Origin of the sequence: Streptomyces sp. NPDC088910 (assembly GCF_044749865.1) — a bacterium.
GTDB lineage: Bacteria > Actinomycetota > Actinomycetes > Streptomycetales > Streptomycetaceae > Actinacidiphila.
Genome location: NZ_JBIVIV010000004.1, coordinates 285,921 through 302,837, shown reverse-complemented (window position 1 = coordinate 302,837; position 16,917 = coordinate 285,921). Strand labels below are relative to the sequence as shown.

Annotated in this window: 3 protein-coding genes; all 3 read right to left on the bottom strand. The window is 74.4% G+C overall.

Annotated elements, in window-relative coordinates; all coding sequences use genetic code 11:
* Positions 1-149 precede the first annotated feature (149 nt).
* Positions 150-4,274, bottom strand: coding sequence for a type I polyketide synthase (locus ACIP4Z_RS12135; protein WP_401306960.1), 4,125 nt, complete (start codon positions 4,272-4,274; stop codon positions 150-152).
* 294 nt (positions 4,275-4,568) lie between these two features.
* Positions 4,569-11,210 carry an SDR family NAD(P)-dependent oxidoreductase gene (locus tag ACIP4Z_RS12130; protein ID WP_401307299.1) on the bottom strand — a complete coding sequence of 2,214 codons (6,642 nt, stop codon included), beginning with the start codon at positions 11,208-11,210 and terminating at the stop codon, positions 4,569-4,571.
* Between the two features lie 57 nt (positions 11,211-11,267).
* Positions 11,268-16,895 (bottom strand): type I polyketide synthase, encoded by a 5,628-nt coding sequence (locus tag ACIP4Z_RS12125; RefSeq protein ID WP_401306957.1) that lies wholly within the window; start codon positions 16,893-16,895, stop codon positions 11,268-11,270.
* Between the last annotated feature and the right edge of the window lie 22 nt (positions 16,896-16,917).

Here is a 16,917-nt window from a genome sequence, read left to right as displayed (position 1 = left end):
GACGCCGGTGGCGGCCGGGTCTCCTATGGCGCCCGCGCGGGGCCACGGGATGCCGGGTCTGCCGTCGCGCCCGCGCGGGGCCGCCGCGCCGGATCGGGGTCCGGGCGCGGCGTCGGCCGGAGGTCCTTCCGGCCGGCGCCGCGGGCGCGTCAGTCGGGGTCGAGGGCGGACAGCCAGCCGTCCACGGCCGCCGCGGTGGCCGCGGCGTGCTCGGCCTCGATCATCGAGAAGTGGTCGCCCGGCACGTCGACGGTGTCGTGCGGCAGCGCCCAGTCGACCCGCCAGCCGTCGGCCGCACCGCCCTGGTGGCCGCCGATCGGTTCGCTCGCCCGTACCAGCAGCGTGGGCGCGGTGAGGGCGTCGAGGCCGTAGTCGAACCCGGCGTAGCGGGCGCGGGCGGTGAGCCATGCCTCGCCCGCGTCGTCGGCGGAGGTCTCCACGACCTCCCGGCGCTCACGCAGCGAATTCTGCAAGGTGTCCGTCCAGTCGGCGCCGAGCCCGTGCCCGCCGCCCCAGGTCGGCGTGTCGATGAGTACGAGTCCGGCCGGGGCGTGTCCGTCCGCCGCCAGTCGGGCCGCGGTGACGGCGGCGATGTTGCCGCCGCCGGAGTAGCCGAGGACCGCGAACCGCCGTCCCCCGGCGGCCTGTTGGGCCGCCTGTGCCAGCGCCTCGGTCAACGAGTCGACGGAGAAGGGCAGTTCCTCGCCGGACACGAAGCCGGGCAGGCCCACGACGGTGGTGGCGCGCCGTCCGCCGAGGCCGGCGGCGAACCGCGCGTACTGGTGGAAGTTCTGCCGCCAGATGAAGGTCGGGAAGCAGATCAGCAGCGGCTCGTCCGGGCCGTCGGCGAGCTTCACCGTCCGCAGGGGGCGGGTCAGTTCGGCGGCGGTGGTGAACTGGGCGCGGTAGTCGGCGAACCGGGCGAGCAGGTCGTGCGCCTCCTCGCCCCGGCCGAGTTCCACGGCGCGTTCGAACAGGCCGCTCAGGCCCTCGGCCGAGCGCACGGCGGGCGCGGCCGGGGCGGCGGATCCCGCGGCGGTGTCGCCGAGTTCGCGGTCGAGGTGGGCGGCGAGCGCGTCGACGCTGGCGTGGTCGAAGACCAGGGTGCTGGGCAGCGCGATGCCGGTGACGGCGCTGAGCGTGGTGGACAGTTCGACGGCGGACAGCGAGTCGAAGCCGAGGGTGGACAGTTCGCGGTCCGGGTCGACGTGCTCGCCCGACGGGTGACCGAGCACCCGGGCGACCTGGAGGCGTACCACGCCCAGCAGTTCGGCCGGCCGCTCGTCGGGGCCGAGCCCGGCGAGCCGTTCCCGGAAGGTGCCGGACTCCTGCGGCGCCGCCGGTTCCGCGGCGGGCGCGGCGCTGACGGAAGGGGCCGGGAAGGTGGCGGTCCGGCGCGTCGCGCCCGTCGCGCCCATAGCGCCGAGCCAGTAACCGGCGCCTTGGAACGCGTAGGTGGGCAGGTCGACGACGCGGGCGCCGGTGCCCGCGAACACCGCCTCCCAGTCGGGCCGGACGCCGCGGGTCTGCACCGCGGCGACCGCGGCGAGCAGCGTGCGGGCCTCCGGCCGGTCGCGGCGCAGCGCCGGGACGACGACGGCGCCCGCGGCGGCATCCCCCAGGCTGTCGCGCGCCATGGAGCTGAGCGCGGAGTCGGGGCCCAGCTCGACGTAGGTGGTCACACCGGCGGCCGCCATCGTCCGCATGCCGTCGAGGAACCGGACGGCCGAACGGATGTGGCGGGCCCAGTAGTCCGGTGAGGTCAGCTCGCCGGGCCCGGCGATCGTGCCGGTGACGTTGGAGAGCACGGGGATCTCCGGTTCGGCGAAGGTCATCGTCGCGGCCAGGTCCCTGAAGGGGTCCAGGATCGGGTCCATCCGCGTGGAGTGGGAGGCGATGCTGATCGCCAGTCGCCGGGTCTTGCGGCCCCGCTCGGCCCAGTGGGCGACGAGTTCGTCCACCGCGGCCTCGTCCCCGGAGACGACCACGGCCCGGGGGCCGTTGACCGCGCCGAGCGACACCTCGTGGTCGCGTCCGGCGAGCATCGTCGCCAGTTCGGCCTCGGACGCCTGGATCGCGGCCATCGCGCCGCCGGGCGGCAGGTCGCCCATCAACCGCCCGCGCGCGGCGACCAGTTCGGCCGCGTCGGGCAGCGACAGCACCCCGGCCAGGTGCGCGGCGGACAGCTCGCCGACCGAGTGGCCGATGAGGTGGCCGGGCCGCACGCCCCACGATTCCAGCAGCCGGTACAGCGCGACCTGGACGGCGAAGGTCACCGGCTGGGTGTACCGGGTCTCGTCCAGCAGGGCCGCGTCCGTCGATCCGGGCGCCGCGAACGCCAGCTCGCGCAAGGGGCGTTCGAGGTGCGGGTCCAGCGCCGCGCAGGCGGCGTCGAAGGCCGCCGCGTACGCCGGGAAGGTGGCGTACAGCTCCTGTCCCGCGCCCGCGCGCTGTGCGCCCTGGCCGGTGAAGAGGAAGGCCGGGCGACCGCTCGCGGACGGCGGCCCGACGGCCGCGTCCGGGTCGGGCACGCCGTCGGCGAGCGCCCGCAGTCCGCGCAGCGCCTCCTCGCGGTCGGCGGCCAGGACCGTGCCGCGGGCGGTGAGTTCCGCGCGGGTGGTGGCGAGGGAGTAGCCGACGTCGGCCACCGCGAGCTCGGGCCGGTCGGCGAGGTGGTCCGCGAGCCGGGCGGCCTGGGCGCGCAGCGCGCGGCTGCCGTCGCCCGAGACGGGCAGCAGGACGGGCACGGCGGGGGAGGCCGCGGCGTCGGCATTGGCATCGGCGGTCCCTTCTCCGACGGTCCCTTCACCGGCCGCCGCAGGAGCGCGTACGCCGGTCGGCGGGGCCGGATGCGCGAGTTCCGCGGGGGCCTGTTCGAAGATCGCGTGCACATTGGTGCCGCTGATGCCGAAGCCGGACACGGCGCCGCGGCGCGGTCGCGGCTGGTGCCCCGACTCGTCGGCGGGCTTGGCCTCGGGCCACGCGATGGTCTCGGTGAGCAGCCGCACCGCACCGGAGTCCCAGTCGACGGCGGGCGTCGGGGCGTCGATGTGCAGGGACTTCGGCATCGCGCCGTTGCTGATCGCCAGCACCATCTTGAGCACCCCGGCGATGCCCGCGGCGGCCCCGGTGTGCCCGAAGTTGGACTTGATGGAACCGAGCCGCAGCGGCTGGTCGGCGGGCCGCTCCTGACCGTACGTGGCCAGCAGCGCGCTGGCCTCGATGGGGTCGCCGAGCGTCGTGCCGGAGCCGTGCGCCTCCACGATGTCGACCTCGTGCGCGGACAGCCCGGCGTTGCGCAGCGCGGCGCGGATCACCTTGGCCTGCGCGCGGCTGCTGGGCGCGGCCAGGCCGTTGCTGGCACCGTCCTGGTTGATCGCGGAGCCGCGGATCACCGCGTGCACCCGGTGGCCGTTGCGGCGCGCGTCCGACAGGCGTTCCACGACGATCGCGCCGGCGCCCTCGGCCCAGGCGAATCCGTCGGCGGCGGCGGCGAACGCCTTGATGCGGCCGTCGGCGGCGAGTCCGCGCTGGTGGGTGAACTCGATGAAGAGGGTGGGGGTGGGCATCACGCTGGCGCCGCCGACCAGGGCCATGGCGCAGTCGCCCGAGCGCAGCGCCTGCGACGCCTGGTGCAGCGCGACCAGCGACGAGGAGCAGGCGGTGTCGATGGAGACCGCGGGCCCCTCCAGGCCCATGACGTATGCGATCCGGCCGGACGCCACGCTGCTGGCGTTACCGGTGAGCTGGTAGCCCATGATCTGCGGCGGCAGCTCCTCGGCGTCGGTGCCGTAGCCCGCGTAGGAGACGCCGAGGAAGACGCCGGTCGCACTGCCCTTCAGGGAGTGCGGGTCGATCCTGGCGTTCTCGACCGCCGCCCAGGACACCTCCAGGGCGAGCCGCTGCTGCGGGTCCATGGCCAGCGCCTCGCGCGGCGAGATGCCGAAGAACTCGGCATCGAAGCGCGGCAGGTCGGTGAGGAAGCCGCCCTGGCGGGCGATCGAGGCGCCGGGGGTGTCGCCGTCGCCGAGCAGCATGCCCAGGTCCCACCCGCGGTCGTCCGGGATGTCGGTCATCATGTCCCGGCCGGACTCCAGCGCCTCCCACAGCTTCTCCGGGGTGTCCGCGCCGCCGGGGAAGCGACAGGCCATCCCGACGACGGCCAGGGGCTCGGTGGCCGCCGACAGCAGCCGCTGGTTCTCCTCGCGCAGCCGTTCCGTCTCGGTGAGGGCCGCGCGCAGCGCCTCGACGATGCGTCCGGTCTCCATGGCCATCAGTGACTCCGTTTCTGCTGGGACTTCCGTGGGGCCCGGCGCCGCTCGCGCCGCGTGTCGTGATCTCCGGTGGGCCGGGGCCCCGGGCTCGGCTCTCGCGTCGGCCGGCTCCGGGCGGCTGCTCGGGCGTTCAGAACCGGTACCGCTCCTGCCACAGCCCCCGGTGGCTCGCGGTCCGGCTCCGTACCGCGGGTCGAGGGGCGAGCCCGGTCCGTACGGTCCGGTTCCGTACCGACCGCTGCTGTACGAACCGCTGCCGTGCCGACCGCTGCCGTACGTACCGGGCGCACGCCGTCACCGCTCGCCCAGCGCGGCGCGCACCAGGTCGTCGACGTCCATGTCGGCGATGGCCTCGCGCCGCTCCTCCCGCGCCTCGGGCTCCTCGGGCGCGTCGGGTGTGTCGGCCAGCCGCAGCAGCGTGTCCAGGACGCCGGCGGCGCGGAGCCGGGCGAAGGGGACGGTGGCCAGCAGTCCGCGGATCCTGGCCTCCTCGGAGTCGGCCGAAGGGGGTCCCGCGACATCGGCGGAGCCCTCCACCAGCTCTTCGTGGAGCCGGGCGGCGAGCGCGGACGGGGACGGGCAGTCGAAGACCAGGGTGCTGGGGAGTGTCAGGCCGGTCGCGGCGTTGAGCCGGTTGCGCAGCTCCACCGCGGTGAGCGAGTCGACGCCCAGGTCCTTGAAGGCCCGCGACGGCCCGACCGGGTCGGTGCCGCTGAGCCCGAGCACCGCGGAGGCGTGCGAGCGGACCAGATCGAGCAGGTGCTCGCGCTGCTCGGCCGCGGGCCGTCCGGCCAGTTTCGCGGCGAGCGAGCGCGCTTCCACCGGGGCGGTGGAGCGGGCGGCGGCCCGGCGTCCCGCGGGCCTGCCGCCCGCGACCAGTGCGCGCAGCATGCCGGGCACCGGCGCCTGCCCGGCCTGGTCGCGCAGCGTCGGCAGGTGCAGCCGGGTCGGGACGGCCAGGGCCGTGCCCGTACCGCGCGCCGCGTCGAGCAGGGCCATGCCGCGCCGGGCGTCGATCGGCAGCACACCGGAGCCGGTCATCCGGGCGACCTGCTGCTCGTCAAGCCGTCCGGTCAGCTCGCTGACCTCCGACCAGTAACCCCAGGCCAGGGAGAGCGCGGGCTGCCCGTGGGCGCGGCGATGGTGGGCGTACGCGTCCAGGAACGCGTTCGCGGCGGCGTAGTTGGCCTGTCCGGGGTTGCCGAGCACACCGGCGCCCGCCGAGTACAGCACGACCTCGGCCAGGTCCGACTCCCTTGTCAGGTCGGCGAGGTTGACCACCGCGTCCACCTTGGGCCGCAGCACCCGGTCGACCTGTTCGGAGGTCAGCGAGCCGACCATCCCGTCGTCCAGGACACCGGCGGTGTGCACGACGGCGGTCAGCGGGCGGTCGGCCGGGACGGCGTTCAGTACGGCGGCGAGCGCGTCGCGGTCCGCCGCGTCGCACGCGGTGACGGTGACGCTCTCGGCGCCCGACTCCAGGAGTTCCGCGCGCAGTTGTACGGCGCCGGGGGCGTCGGGACCGCGTCGGCTGGTCAGCAGCAGGTGCCGTACGCCCCATGCGGTGACCAGGTGCCGGGCGGCGATCGAGCCGAGGGTGCCGGTGCCTCCGGTGACCAGCACCGTGCCGTCCGGGTCGAGCGGCTTGGGCACGGTCAGCACCAGCTTGCCGGTGTGCTTGGCCTGGCTCATCAGCCGGAACGCCTCGGGCGCGCGGCGCACGTCCCAGGTGCGGACCGGCAGCGGGCGCAGGATACGGCGTTCGAAGAGCGCGACGAGCTTGCCGAGGATCTCCGCGATCCGGTCGGCGCCCGCGTCGATCAGGTCGTAGCGGCGGTACGCCACCCCGGGGTGGTCGGCGGCGACCGTGTCCGCGTCGCGCGGATCGGTCTTGCCCAGTTCCAGGAATGTGCCGCCCTCGGGCAGCAGCCGCAGTGAGGCGTCGATGAACTCCTGCGCCAGCGAGTTGAGTACGACGTCCATGCCGTGCCCGTGGGTGGCCGCGAGGAACTTCTCCTCGAACTCCAGGGTGCGGCTGGAGGCGATCCGGGACTCCTCGAAGCCCATCCGGTGGAGCGTGTCCCACTTGCCCTCGCTGGCCGTGGCGAAGACCTCCGCGCCCCAGTAGCGGGCGAGTTGGGCCGCAGCCATGCCGACGCCGCCGGTCGCGGCGTGCACCAGCAGCCGCTGTCCCTCGGCGAGGCCCGCGAGGTCCGCGAGCCCGAACCAGGCGGTCAGGAACACCGCGGGCACGCCCGCCGCCTGCTCGAAGGACAGGCCGCGCGGTATCCGCACCACCAGCCGCTGGTCGGTGACCGAGCACGGTCCGAACGGGTCGTGCAGCAGGCCCATCACCCGGTCTCCGACGGCCAACTTGGTGACGCCGGGCCCGACCTCGGTGATCAGGCCCGCGCCCTCGCTGCCGAGCCGGGCCTGGCCCGGCACCATGCCGAGGCTCACCAGCACGTCACGGAAGTTCACACCGGCCGCGCGGACCGATACGCGCACCTGCCCCTCCTCCAGCGGTGCCAGCGCCTCCGGGTGCGGAATCAGCGCGAGTGCGTCCAGGGTGCCGGGCGCGGTGGTGTCGAGCCGCCAGGCCGCGGCGCCGGCCGGCGGGCGCAGCAGGCGGGTGGTGTCGGTCGGGGCGAGGCGCGGCACGGTGGCCACCCCGACGCGCAGCGCGATCTGCTGCTCGTCGGCGGCGATCGCGCTGTTGAGGGCGGCGCCGACGCGCAGCCGGGACTCGTCGCGGCCGTCGAGGTCGAGCAGCAGGAACCGGCCCGGGTTCTCGGCCTGCGCCGACCGCAGCAGCCCCCAGAGCGCGGCGTGCGCCAGGTCCTCGACGTCCTCGTCCTCGGCCGCGGCGACCGCCCGCCGGGTCACCAGCGCCAGGCGGGTGCCCCGCAGCCGGTCGTCGGCCAGCCACTCCTGGAGCAGGGCGAGCGCGTCGGTGACGACGTCACGGGTGGTGGCCGCGAGGTCGCCGCCGGGCTTCGGCGTACCGAACGACAGCAGGGCCAGGCCGGGCGCGGGCGCGCCCTCGGCGATCGCGGCGGCCAATTCGACTGGGCCGGTGCGGACTTCGGCCACGGCGTCCACCGCGCGCAGCGCGGGCAGCAGACCGTGGACGTCGTCGCCGAGTACGGCCCAGCCCGCGCCGGTCGGCGCGCCCGCGTCCAACGGGAGCCGCTGCCAGTCGAGTTGGAACAGCGCGTCCTTGATGTCCGCGTCGGCTTCCGGACCCGCCGCGTCCAACTGAGCCGCGCTGACCGGCCGCATCACCAGCGAGCCGACGGACAGCACCGGGGCGCCGTCCGCGTCGGCGAGCGTCAGCCGCAGGCTGTCCTGCCCCTCGGCCGCCGTGACCCGCACCCGCACGGCCCCGGCACCGACCGCGTGCAGCGTCACATCACGCCAGGCGAACGGCAGATAGGTGGCCGAGGAATCGAGGAAGTCGCCGAAGCCGGTGGCGTGCAGCGCCGCGTCCAACAGCGCCGGGTGGACGCCGAACCTGCCCGCGTCCTGGTGGAGTTCGACCGGCAGCGCGGCCTCGGCGTAGACGGCGTCGCCGAGCCGCCAAGCGGACCGCAGCCCCTGGAAGGCCGGGCCGAAGGCGTAGACGGACTCCCGCGCCCGCTCGTACATCCCCTCGGTGTCGGCGGCCACGGCGCCCGGCGGCGGCCACGCGGTCCCGCCCAGCGCGGCGTCGGCACCGCCGTCCGCCGCGTCGGCGGCGGGCGCGAGCGTGGCGGTGGCGTGCCGCGTCCACTCCGCGGGGGTCTCACCGCCCTCGGGCCGGGCGTGCACCTCCAGTTCGCGGCGGCCCCGCGCGTCGGGCGCGGCGACGGACAACTGCACCTGGACGTTGCCCCGTTCGGGCAGCACCAGCGGGCTGCCGAGGGTCAGTTCCGCCACCGTGCCGCAGCCCGCGAGGTCGGCGGCGTGCAGCGCCAGTTCCACGAAAGCGGTACCGGGCAGCAGCAGTCGGCCGCCCACCCGGTGGTCGGCCAGCCAGGGGTGGGTGGCGGTCGACAGCCGCCCGGTCAGCAGCAGCCGGTCCGCGCCCGCGACCGGCAACGCGGCCCCCAGCAACGGGTGTCCGGCGGCTTCGAGCCCGAGGTCGGAGGCGTCACCGGAGTTCTTGTAGCCCTCGGCGAGCCAGTAGCGCTGGTGCTGGAAGGCGTACGTGGGCAGGTCCACCCGGTGGGCGGGGGTTCCGGCGAAGACGGACCGCCAGTCGACGGGCAGGCCCCGTACCCAGCCTTCGGCGAGGGAGGTCAGGAAGCGTTCCTGGCCGCCCTCTTCGCGGCGGAGGGTGCCCAGGGCGACGGCGTCCGATGCCGCGTCCTCGAAGGTCTCGGCGAGACCGACTGCGAGAACCGGGTGGGGGCTGGACTCGACGAAGTACCCGAAGCCGTCGGAGAGCAGGGCCCGGACGGTCTCGTCGAAACGGACCTCTTGGCGGAGGTTGGTCACCCAGTAGTCGGCGTCCAGCGCGGTCGTTTCGAGCTTGCCGCCGGTGACCGTGGAGTAGAACGGGATCTGCGACGACCGGGGCTCGATGCCGTCCAGTGCCTCAACTACCTCCCCGCGTATGGCATCGACCTGTGCCGAGTGCGAGGCGTAGTCGACATCGATACGACGCGCCCGTACGCCCCCGGCCTCGCATCCGGCGAGGAGGTCGTCCAACGCCTCCGGCTCACCGGAGACGACCGTGGACGACGGGCCGTTCACCGAGGCGACGGATATCCGCCCCTCGAAGCGCGCGATCTGCTCCCGCACCGCCTCCGCAGGGAGGGCGACGGAGACCATTCCGCCGTTGCCGGACAAGGTCCCGCGAATGGCCTTCGCACGCAACGCCACCACCCGCGCCGCGTCCTCCACCGACAACGCGCCCGCCACGCACGCGGCCGCAATCTCCCCCTGACTGTGACCGATCACCGCACCCGGCTCGACACCCGCGGCACGCCACACCTCGGCGAGCGACACCATCACCGCCCACAACGCGCCCTGAACGACCACCACGTCATCCAGGACGCCCTCGCGGATCGCCTCCACCACCGACGACCCGACGTGAGGACGCAGCGCCGCGTCACACTCCGCCAACCGCGCCCCGAACACCGGCGAGGAGCCCAACAACCCCAACGCCATCCCCGCCCACTGCGACCCCTGACCAGGAAAGACGAACGCCACCCGGCCGGAGCCCGGACGCACCACACCGGACACCACGCCCGAGGCCGCGACACCCTCCGCGACAGACCCCAGCAGGCCCCGCGCTTGGTGCGCCTCTGCGGCGAGCGCCACGCCGCGGTGTTCCAGGGCGGCCCGTGACGTGGCGAGCGACAGCCCGACGTCGGCCGGGCGGGAGCTGTCGCCGACGTGGTGCGCGAGCCTTTCGGCCTGCTCGCGCAGCGCGTCCGCCGACCGCCCGGACACGAGCCACGGGACGACCCTCAGCGGCCCCAACGGGCTCCTGTCCGGGCCGACTTCGGGTTCCGCGACGGCCTGCGCACCGTCGTGCTCCGGCTCCTCCAGGATCACGTGCGCGTTCGTCCCGCTGATCCCGAAGGAGGACACGGCGGCCCGGCGCGGCCGGTCGGCGCGCTTCCATTCGAGCGGCTCGGTGAGAAGTTCGACTCCGCCGCCGGACCAGTCGATGAAGGGGGACGGCTCATCGACGTGGAGGGTGCGCGGCAGCAGTCCGTTGCGCATCGCCTGAACCATCTTGATGACGCCCGCCACGCCTGCCGCGTGGGCGGTGTGGCCGATGTTGGACTTGATGGAGCCGAGCTTGAGGGCGTCGCTGTCGGCGCGGTTCCGCCCGTAGGTCGCGAGCAGGGCCTGGGCCTCGATGGGGTCGCCGAGCCGGGTGCCCGTGCCGTGGGCCTCGACCGCGTCCACCTGGTCGGCGGACAGGCGTGCGTCGGCGAGGGCGTCGCGGATGACGCGCTCCTGGGACGGGCCGTTGGGGGCGGTGAGCCCGTTGCTGGCGCCGTCCTGGTTGAGGGCGGAGCCGCGGAGCACGGCGAGCACGTGGTGGCCCTGGCGCCGCGCGTCCGACAGCCGCTCCAGCAGCAGCACCCCCGCGCCCTCGGACGGGCCGAAGCCGTCGGCCGCCCCCGCGAAGGACTTGCAGCGGCCGTCGGGCGCGAGGGCGCGCTGCCTGCTGAACGCGATGAAGCCCTGCGGTGTCGGCATCACCGCGACACCGCCGGCGAGGGCGAAGGAGCACTCTCCCGACCGCAGCGCCTGCACCGCCAGGTGCATCGCGACCAGCGACGACGAGCACGCGGTGTCGACAGTGAGCGCGGGGCCCTCCAGGCCGAGGCTGTAGGAGACGCGACCGGAGACGACGCTGGCGAAGGAGCCGACCCCGATGTAGCCCTCAAGGCCCTCGGGCACCTTGTGGTTGCCGGTGACGTAGTCGACGGTGGCGGCGCCGACGAACACCCCGCCGCGGCTGCCCTTGACGGACAGCGGGTCGATGCCCGCGCGCTCCAGCACCTCCCAGGAGATCTCCAGCATGAGCCGCTGCTGCGGGTCCATGATCAGGGCCTCGCGGGCGTTGACGCTGAAGAAGTCGGCGTCGAACTGGTCCGCGTCGTGCAGGAATCCGCCCTCGCGCACGTAGTTCTTGCCCTCGGCGTCGGGGTCGGCGTCGTAGAGGCTGTCCAGGTCCCAGCCGCGGTTGACGGGGAACGGGGTGATGGCGTCGCCGTCCTCGGCGACCAACTGCCACAGGTCGTCGGGGGTTTCGACGCCGCCCGGGTAGCGGCAGGCCATCGCCACGATCGCGATGGGCTGCGGGTCCTCCAGCTCGCGGACCCGGCGCCGCGCCTTGCGCAGGTCGGCGGTGGCGCGCTTGAGGTACTCGCGGAGCTTGTCCTCGCCGACCTGGCCGGCGCCGGCGCTGCTGACCGTGGTGTCCATCAGGAGTCACACCTATTCGTGTTCGGGTTCGGTGAGGTCACAGCCGTACGGTGGGCGCCGTCACGGGGTGTCGAGTTCGTCGTCGAGCATGGCGAGCAGCTCGGAATCGGTGGCCGCTTCGAGATCGAGGTCGTCGTCGGCCTTGCCGACGGACCGGGCGGTGCCGGGTTCCTGCGCGTCCTGCAATTTGGAAGCCAGGGCGTGCAGCCGCGCGGTGACCTTCCGCCGCAGCTCGTCGTCGGCGGCCGGCAGGTCCAGCAGCACCGATTCCAGGCGGTCCAGTTCGGCGAGGGCCGGGACGGTCTCGGCGGCTTCGCCCGGGGCGAGTTGGCCGCGGATGAAGCGGGCCGCGGCGGTCATGGTCGGGTGGTCGAAGGCGATGCTGGCGGGCAACTGGACACCGATGGACGCCTGGAGCCGGTTGCGCAGCTCCAGCGCGGTCAGGGAGTCGAAGCCCAGCTCCTTGAAGGCCCGGTCGGTCTCGATGGCCTCGGGCGAGCCGTGGCCGAGCACCGAGGCGACGTGGCCGCGGATCAACTCCTCCAGCCTGTGCAGTTGTTCGGCCTGCGACAGCCCGGCGAGCCGGGCCGACCAGTCGGCCGCCGCGGTCTCCGCGCGCGGTGCCTCCACCTTGCGCCTGGCCGGTGCGGCGGCCTGGACGAGGCCGCGCAGGAGGTCGGGGAGCGTGCCGGACGCGGCCCGTACGCGCAGCGCGTCGGTGTCGAGCCGGATGGGGACGAGCAGGCTCTCGCCATCGGTGACGGCCGCGTCGAACAGGTCGGTGCCCTGGCGCGCGGACAGCGGCAGGACCCCGGCCCGCGCGACCTTGGCCGCGTCGGCGTCGGCGCCCATCGCGCTGCTCTGCGCCCACAGGCCCCAGGCGAGGGACTGGCCCGGAAGCCCGAGGTCGCGGCGCTGCCGGGCGAGGGCGTCGACGAAGGCGTTCGCGGCGGCGTAGTTGGCCTGGGCGATGCTGCCGAGGACGCCGGAGGCGGAGGAGAACAGCACGAACGCGGACAGGTCGGCGTCGCGCGTCAGGTCGTGCAGATGGAGGGCGGCGGCGGCCTTGGGCGCGAAGACCCGGTCGATGTCCTGCGCGGTGAGCCGTTCCAGCGAGGCGTCGGACAGCACGCCCGCGCAGTGCAGGACGGCGGTCAGCGGGTGTTCCTCGGGGACGGCCGCGAGAAGGGCGGCGAGCGCGTCGCGGTCCGCGGCGTCGCACGCGGCGACGGTGACGGTCGCTGCACCCGACCCGGTCAACTCATCCCGCAATTCGGCCGCACCGGGGGCCTCTTCGCCGCGGCGGCCGACCAGCAGCAGATGACGTACGCCGTGCCGCTGGACCAAGTGACGGGCGATCAGGCCGCCGAGGGCGCCGGTGCCGCCGGTGATCAGGACGGTGCCGTCGGGCCGCCACGGGGTGCCGCCTGCCGCCGACGACGTGGCACGGGCGAGCCGGGGCACCATGACCGTGCCCGCGCGCAGGGCGAGTTGGGGTTCACCGGAGCCGACAGCGGCGGGTACGGAGGTGGGGAAGAGCGCCAGCGAGCCCGGGTCGTCGTCCACGTCGACCAGGACGAACCGGCCGGGGTGGGCGGCCTGCGCCGAACGGATCAGACCCCACAGCGCGGCGCCGACGAGGTCGCCGATCCGGTCCTCGGCGCGGGCGGCGACCGCGTGCCGGGTGAAGACGACCAGCCGGGACGGTGCCAGCCGGTCCTCGGCGAGCCAGCTCTGGACCGTGGCGAGGAGGTCGACGGTGGCGGCACGGGCCGCCGAGGCGTCGTCCCGCCCGCGGGGACCGAACCCGTGGCTGACGGCGACGAGTTCGGGCGCGGGAAGCCCCGCGTCGAGAGCTTCGGTGAGCGCGCCGAGATCGTCGTACGCCTGCGGGTACGCCCCGGATTCCTCCAGGGCTTCGGTGAGCCGGTCGTCGACCGGGCCGAGCAGCAGCCAGTCGGCGCTCTGACCGGAGACGGGAACAGGCGCCCACTCCACGCGGTGGAGGCTGTCCGGCCGGCCGGCGGCCGAGTGGTTCACCTCGTCGGCGGTCACCGGCTGCGGCAGCCCGGCGTCCAGGACGGCGACCGGGCCGCCGTCGGGATCGGTGAACGTCGCGGTGAACTCGTCGGGCTGGCCGGTCGGACGCAGGTGGGCGCGGAGCGCGGTCGCCCCGGCGGCGCGCAGCGAGAAGCCGGACCACCGCGTCCACTGGGCGTTCTGGTTCCGGTTGACCAGGGCGGGTTGCAGTGCCGCGTCCAGCAGAGCCGGGTGAAGGCAGAACCGGGCCGCGTCGCGGGCGTGTTCCTCGGGCAGCCGGATCTCGGCGTAGTACTCGCGGCCGACTCGCCACAGCTTGCGCAGGCCCTCGAACGCCGGGCCGTACACCTGGCCCAGGTCGGCCATCCGGCGGTGGAAGTAGGCGAGGCTGACGGGCTGCGCGCCGCTGGGCGGCCAGACGGAGCCTTCCGGTTCGTCGGCCGGGCCGGACGCGTCCGGTTCCTCGGGTACGAGGACGCCGGTGGCGTGCCTGACCCATGGCGCGTCCGGCTCGGCGTCCTCGGCGCGGGCGTGCACGGCCAGCGGGCGGCCACCGTCCTCGTCGGGCGCGCCGACGGACACCTGGACGTGCACCGCGGCCTTTCCCCGCAGCGCGAGCGGCACGGCCAGCTCCAGCGTCTCGATCCGGCCGCAGCCCGCCATCTCGCCCGCGTAGAGGGCGAGTTCGGCGAAGGCGGTGCCGGGCAGCACGGGACGGTCGTGCAGACTGTGGTCGGCCAGCCACGGGTGGGTGCGCAGCGAGAGGCGGCCCGTCAGCACGATCCGGTCCTCGTCGGCGACGCGGACCGCGGCCGACAGCAGCGGGTGATCGACGGACTCCTGCCCGAGCCCGCTCGGGTCCCCGGTGCGCGCGGCGTCACCCTCCAGCCAGTAGCGCTGGTGCTGGAAGGCGTAGGTCGGCAGGTCCACGGGGTGGGCGGGGGTTCCGGCGAAGACGGACCGCCAGTCGACGGGCAGGCCGCGTACCCAGCCTTCGGCGAGGGAGGTCAGGAAGCGTTCCTGGCCGCCCTCTTCGCGGCGGAGGGTGCCCAGGGCGACGGCGTCCGATGCCGCGTCCTCGAAGGTCTCCGCGAGACCGACTGCGAGAACCGGGTGGGGGCTGGACTCGATGAAGTACCCGAAGCCGTCGGAGAGCAGAGCCCGGACGGTCTCGTCGAAACGGACCTCCTGGCGGAGGTTGGTCACCCAGTACGCCGCATCGAGCGCGGTGGTGTCGAGCTTGGCACCGGTGACCGTGGAGTAGAACGGCACCTGCGACGATCGCGGCTCGATGCCTGACAGGGCCTGGACGACCTCGTCACGGATCGCGTCCACCTGTGCCGAGTGCGACGCGTAGTCCACATCGATACGACGCGCCCGTACGCCCCCGGCCTCGCATGCGGCGAGAACGTCGTCCAGCGTCTCCGGCTCGCCCGAAACCACCGTGGACGAAGGTCCGTTGACCGAAGCGACACCGATCCGGCCGTCCCAGCGCGCGATCAGCTCCCGTACGTCCTGCGCGGGCAACGCGACCGACACCATTCCACCGTTGCCGGACAAGGTTCCGCGAATGGCCTTCGCCCGCAGCGCCACGACCTTCGCCGCGTCCTCCACGGACAACGCGCCCGCGACGCACGCGGCGGCGATCTCCCCCTGGCTGTGACCGATCACCGCACCCGGCTCAACACCCGCGGCACGCCACACCTCGGCCAGCGACACCATCACCGCCCACAACGCCCCCTGAACCACCACCACATCGTCCAGAGCGCCCTCACGGATCGCCTCCACCACCGACGAACCGACGTGAGGTCGCAGGGCCGCGTCACACTCAGCCAACCGCTCCGCGAACACCGGAGACGAGGCAAGCAACTCCATCGCCATCCCTGCCCACTGCGACCCCTGACCGGGAAAGACGAAGACCACCCGGCCGGAACCCGGACGCACCACACCGGACACCACACCCGGCGCCGGGACACCCTCCGACAGCGAACCGAGCGCGCTGAGCGCCGACTTGGTGTCGGTGGCGACGGTGACGGCGCGGTGCTCGTGCTCGGCGCGGGTGAGGGCGAGCGCCCGGCCGATGGAGGCGAAGTCCGGGGCGTCGGAGTCGCCCGCGTATCCGCTCAGTCGGCGGGCCTGTGCGCGCAGGGCGGCGGCGGACCGGCCCGACACGGGCCACGGGACAGCGTTCAGCGGGCCCAACGGGCCTTCGTCCGGCGCGGATTCGGCCTCGTCCGGCGCGGCGAAGTCGGTGGCGGCTTCCAGGACGACATGCGCGTTGGTGCCGCTGATGCCGAAGGCGGAGACGCCCGCGCGGCGCGGCCGGTCATCGGCGGTCGGCCACTGCCTGGCCTCGGTCAGCAGCTCGACGGTACCGCTGGACCAGTCGACCTGGGGGGTCGGCGCGTCCACGTGCAGGGTGCGCGGGAGCAGTCCGTACCGCATGGCCTGCACCATCTTGATCACGCCCGCGACGCCCGCGGCGGCCTGCGCGTGCCCGATGTTCGACTTGACCGAACCGAGCCACAGCGGCCGGTCGGCGGGGCGGTCCTTGCCGTAGGTGGCGAGCAGTGCCTGCGCCTCGATCGGGTCGCCGAGCGTCGTACCCGTACCGTGCGCCTCGACCGCGTCGACCTCGTCGCCGGTCAGCCGGGCGTCGGCGAGCGCGGCCTCGATCACCCGGCGCTGCGAGGGGCCGTTGGGGGCGGTCAGGCCGTTGCTCGCGCCGTCCTGGTTGACCGCGGTGCCGCGGACCACGGCCAGCACGCGGTGGCCGTTGCGGCGGGCGTCCGACAGCCGCTCCAGCAGCACCAGGCCCGCGCCCTCGGAGAAGCTGGTGCCGTCCGCGGCGGCGGCGAACGCCTTGCACCGGGCGTTGGGCGCGAGCATCTGCTGGCGGCTGAACTCGATGAACTCCATCGGGCTCGGCATCACCATCGCGCCCCCGGCCAAGGCGAGTTCGGACTCGCCGTCGCGCAGCGACCGCACGGCCAGGTGCAGGGCGACCAGCGACGACGAGCACGCGGTGTCCACCGTCAGCGCCGGGCCCTCCAGGCCGAAGGCGTAGGACACACGGCCGGAGACCACGCTGTTGGCCGACCCGGTCATCGTGTAGCCCTCAAGGCCCTCGGGTATCCGCGCGACATCGGCGCCGTACCCGGTGTAGGACGCGCCGACGAACACGCCGGTACGGCTGCCGCGCAGGTCGGCGGGCGCGATACCGGCCCGCTCGAACGCCTCGTACGCGGACTCCAGGACCAGCCGCTGCTGCGGGTCCATGGCCAGCGCCTCGCGCGGCGAGATGCCGAACAGCTCGGCGTCGAAGTCGGCCGCGCCGTCCACGAAGCCGCCCTCGCAGGCGAGTTCGACGCCCTCGGGGTCGAACAGCCTCAGGTCGTCGGTCTCCCAGCCGCGGTCACCGGGGAAGCCGGTCATCGCGTCCCCCTCCCCCGCGACGAGGTCCCACAGGTCCTCGGGGGAGGTGACACCGCCGGGATAGCGGCAGGCCATGCCGACGACCGCGACGGGTTCGTGGCTCTGCGCCTCGACCGTCCGGAGCCGCCGCTGCGTGCGCCTCAGGTCGGTCATGACCTTGTTGAGGTAGTCGCGGAGCTTCTTCTCGTCGGTGGACGGGGCCTGGTTCGTCATCGCGTGCACTCCGGGGATCGTG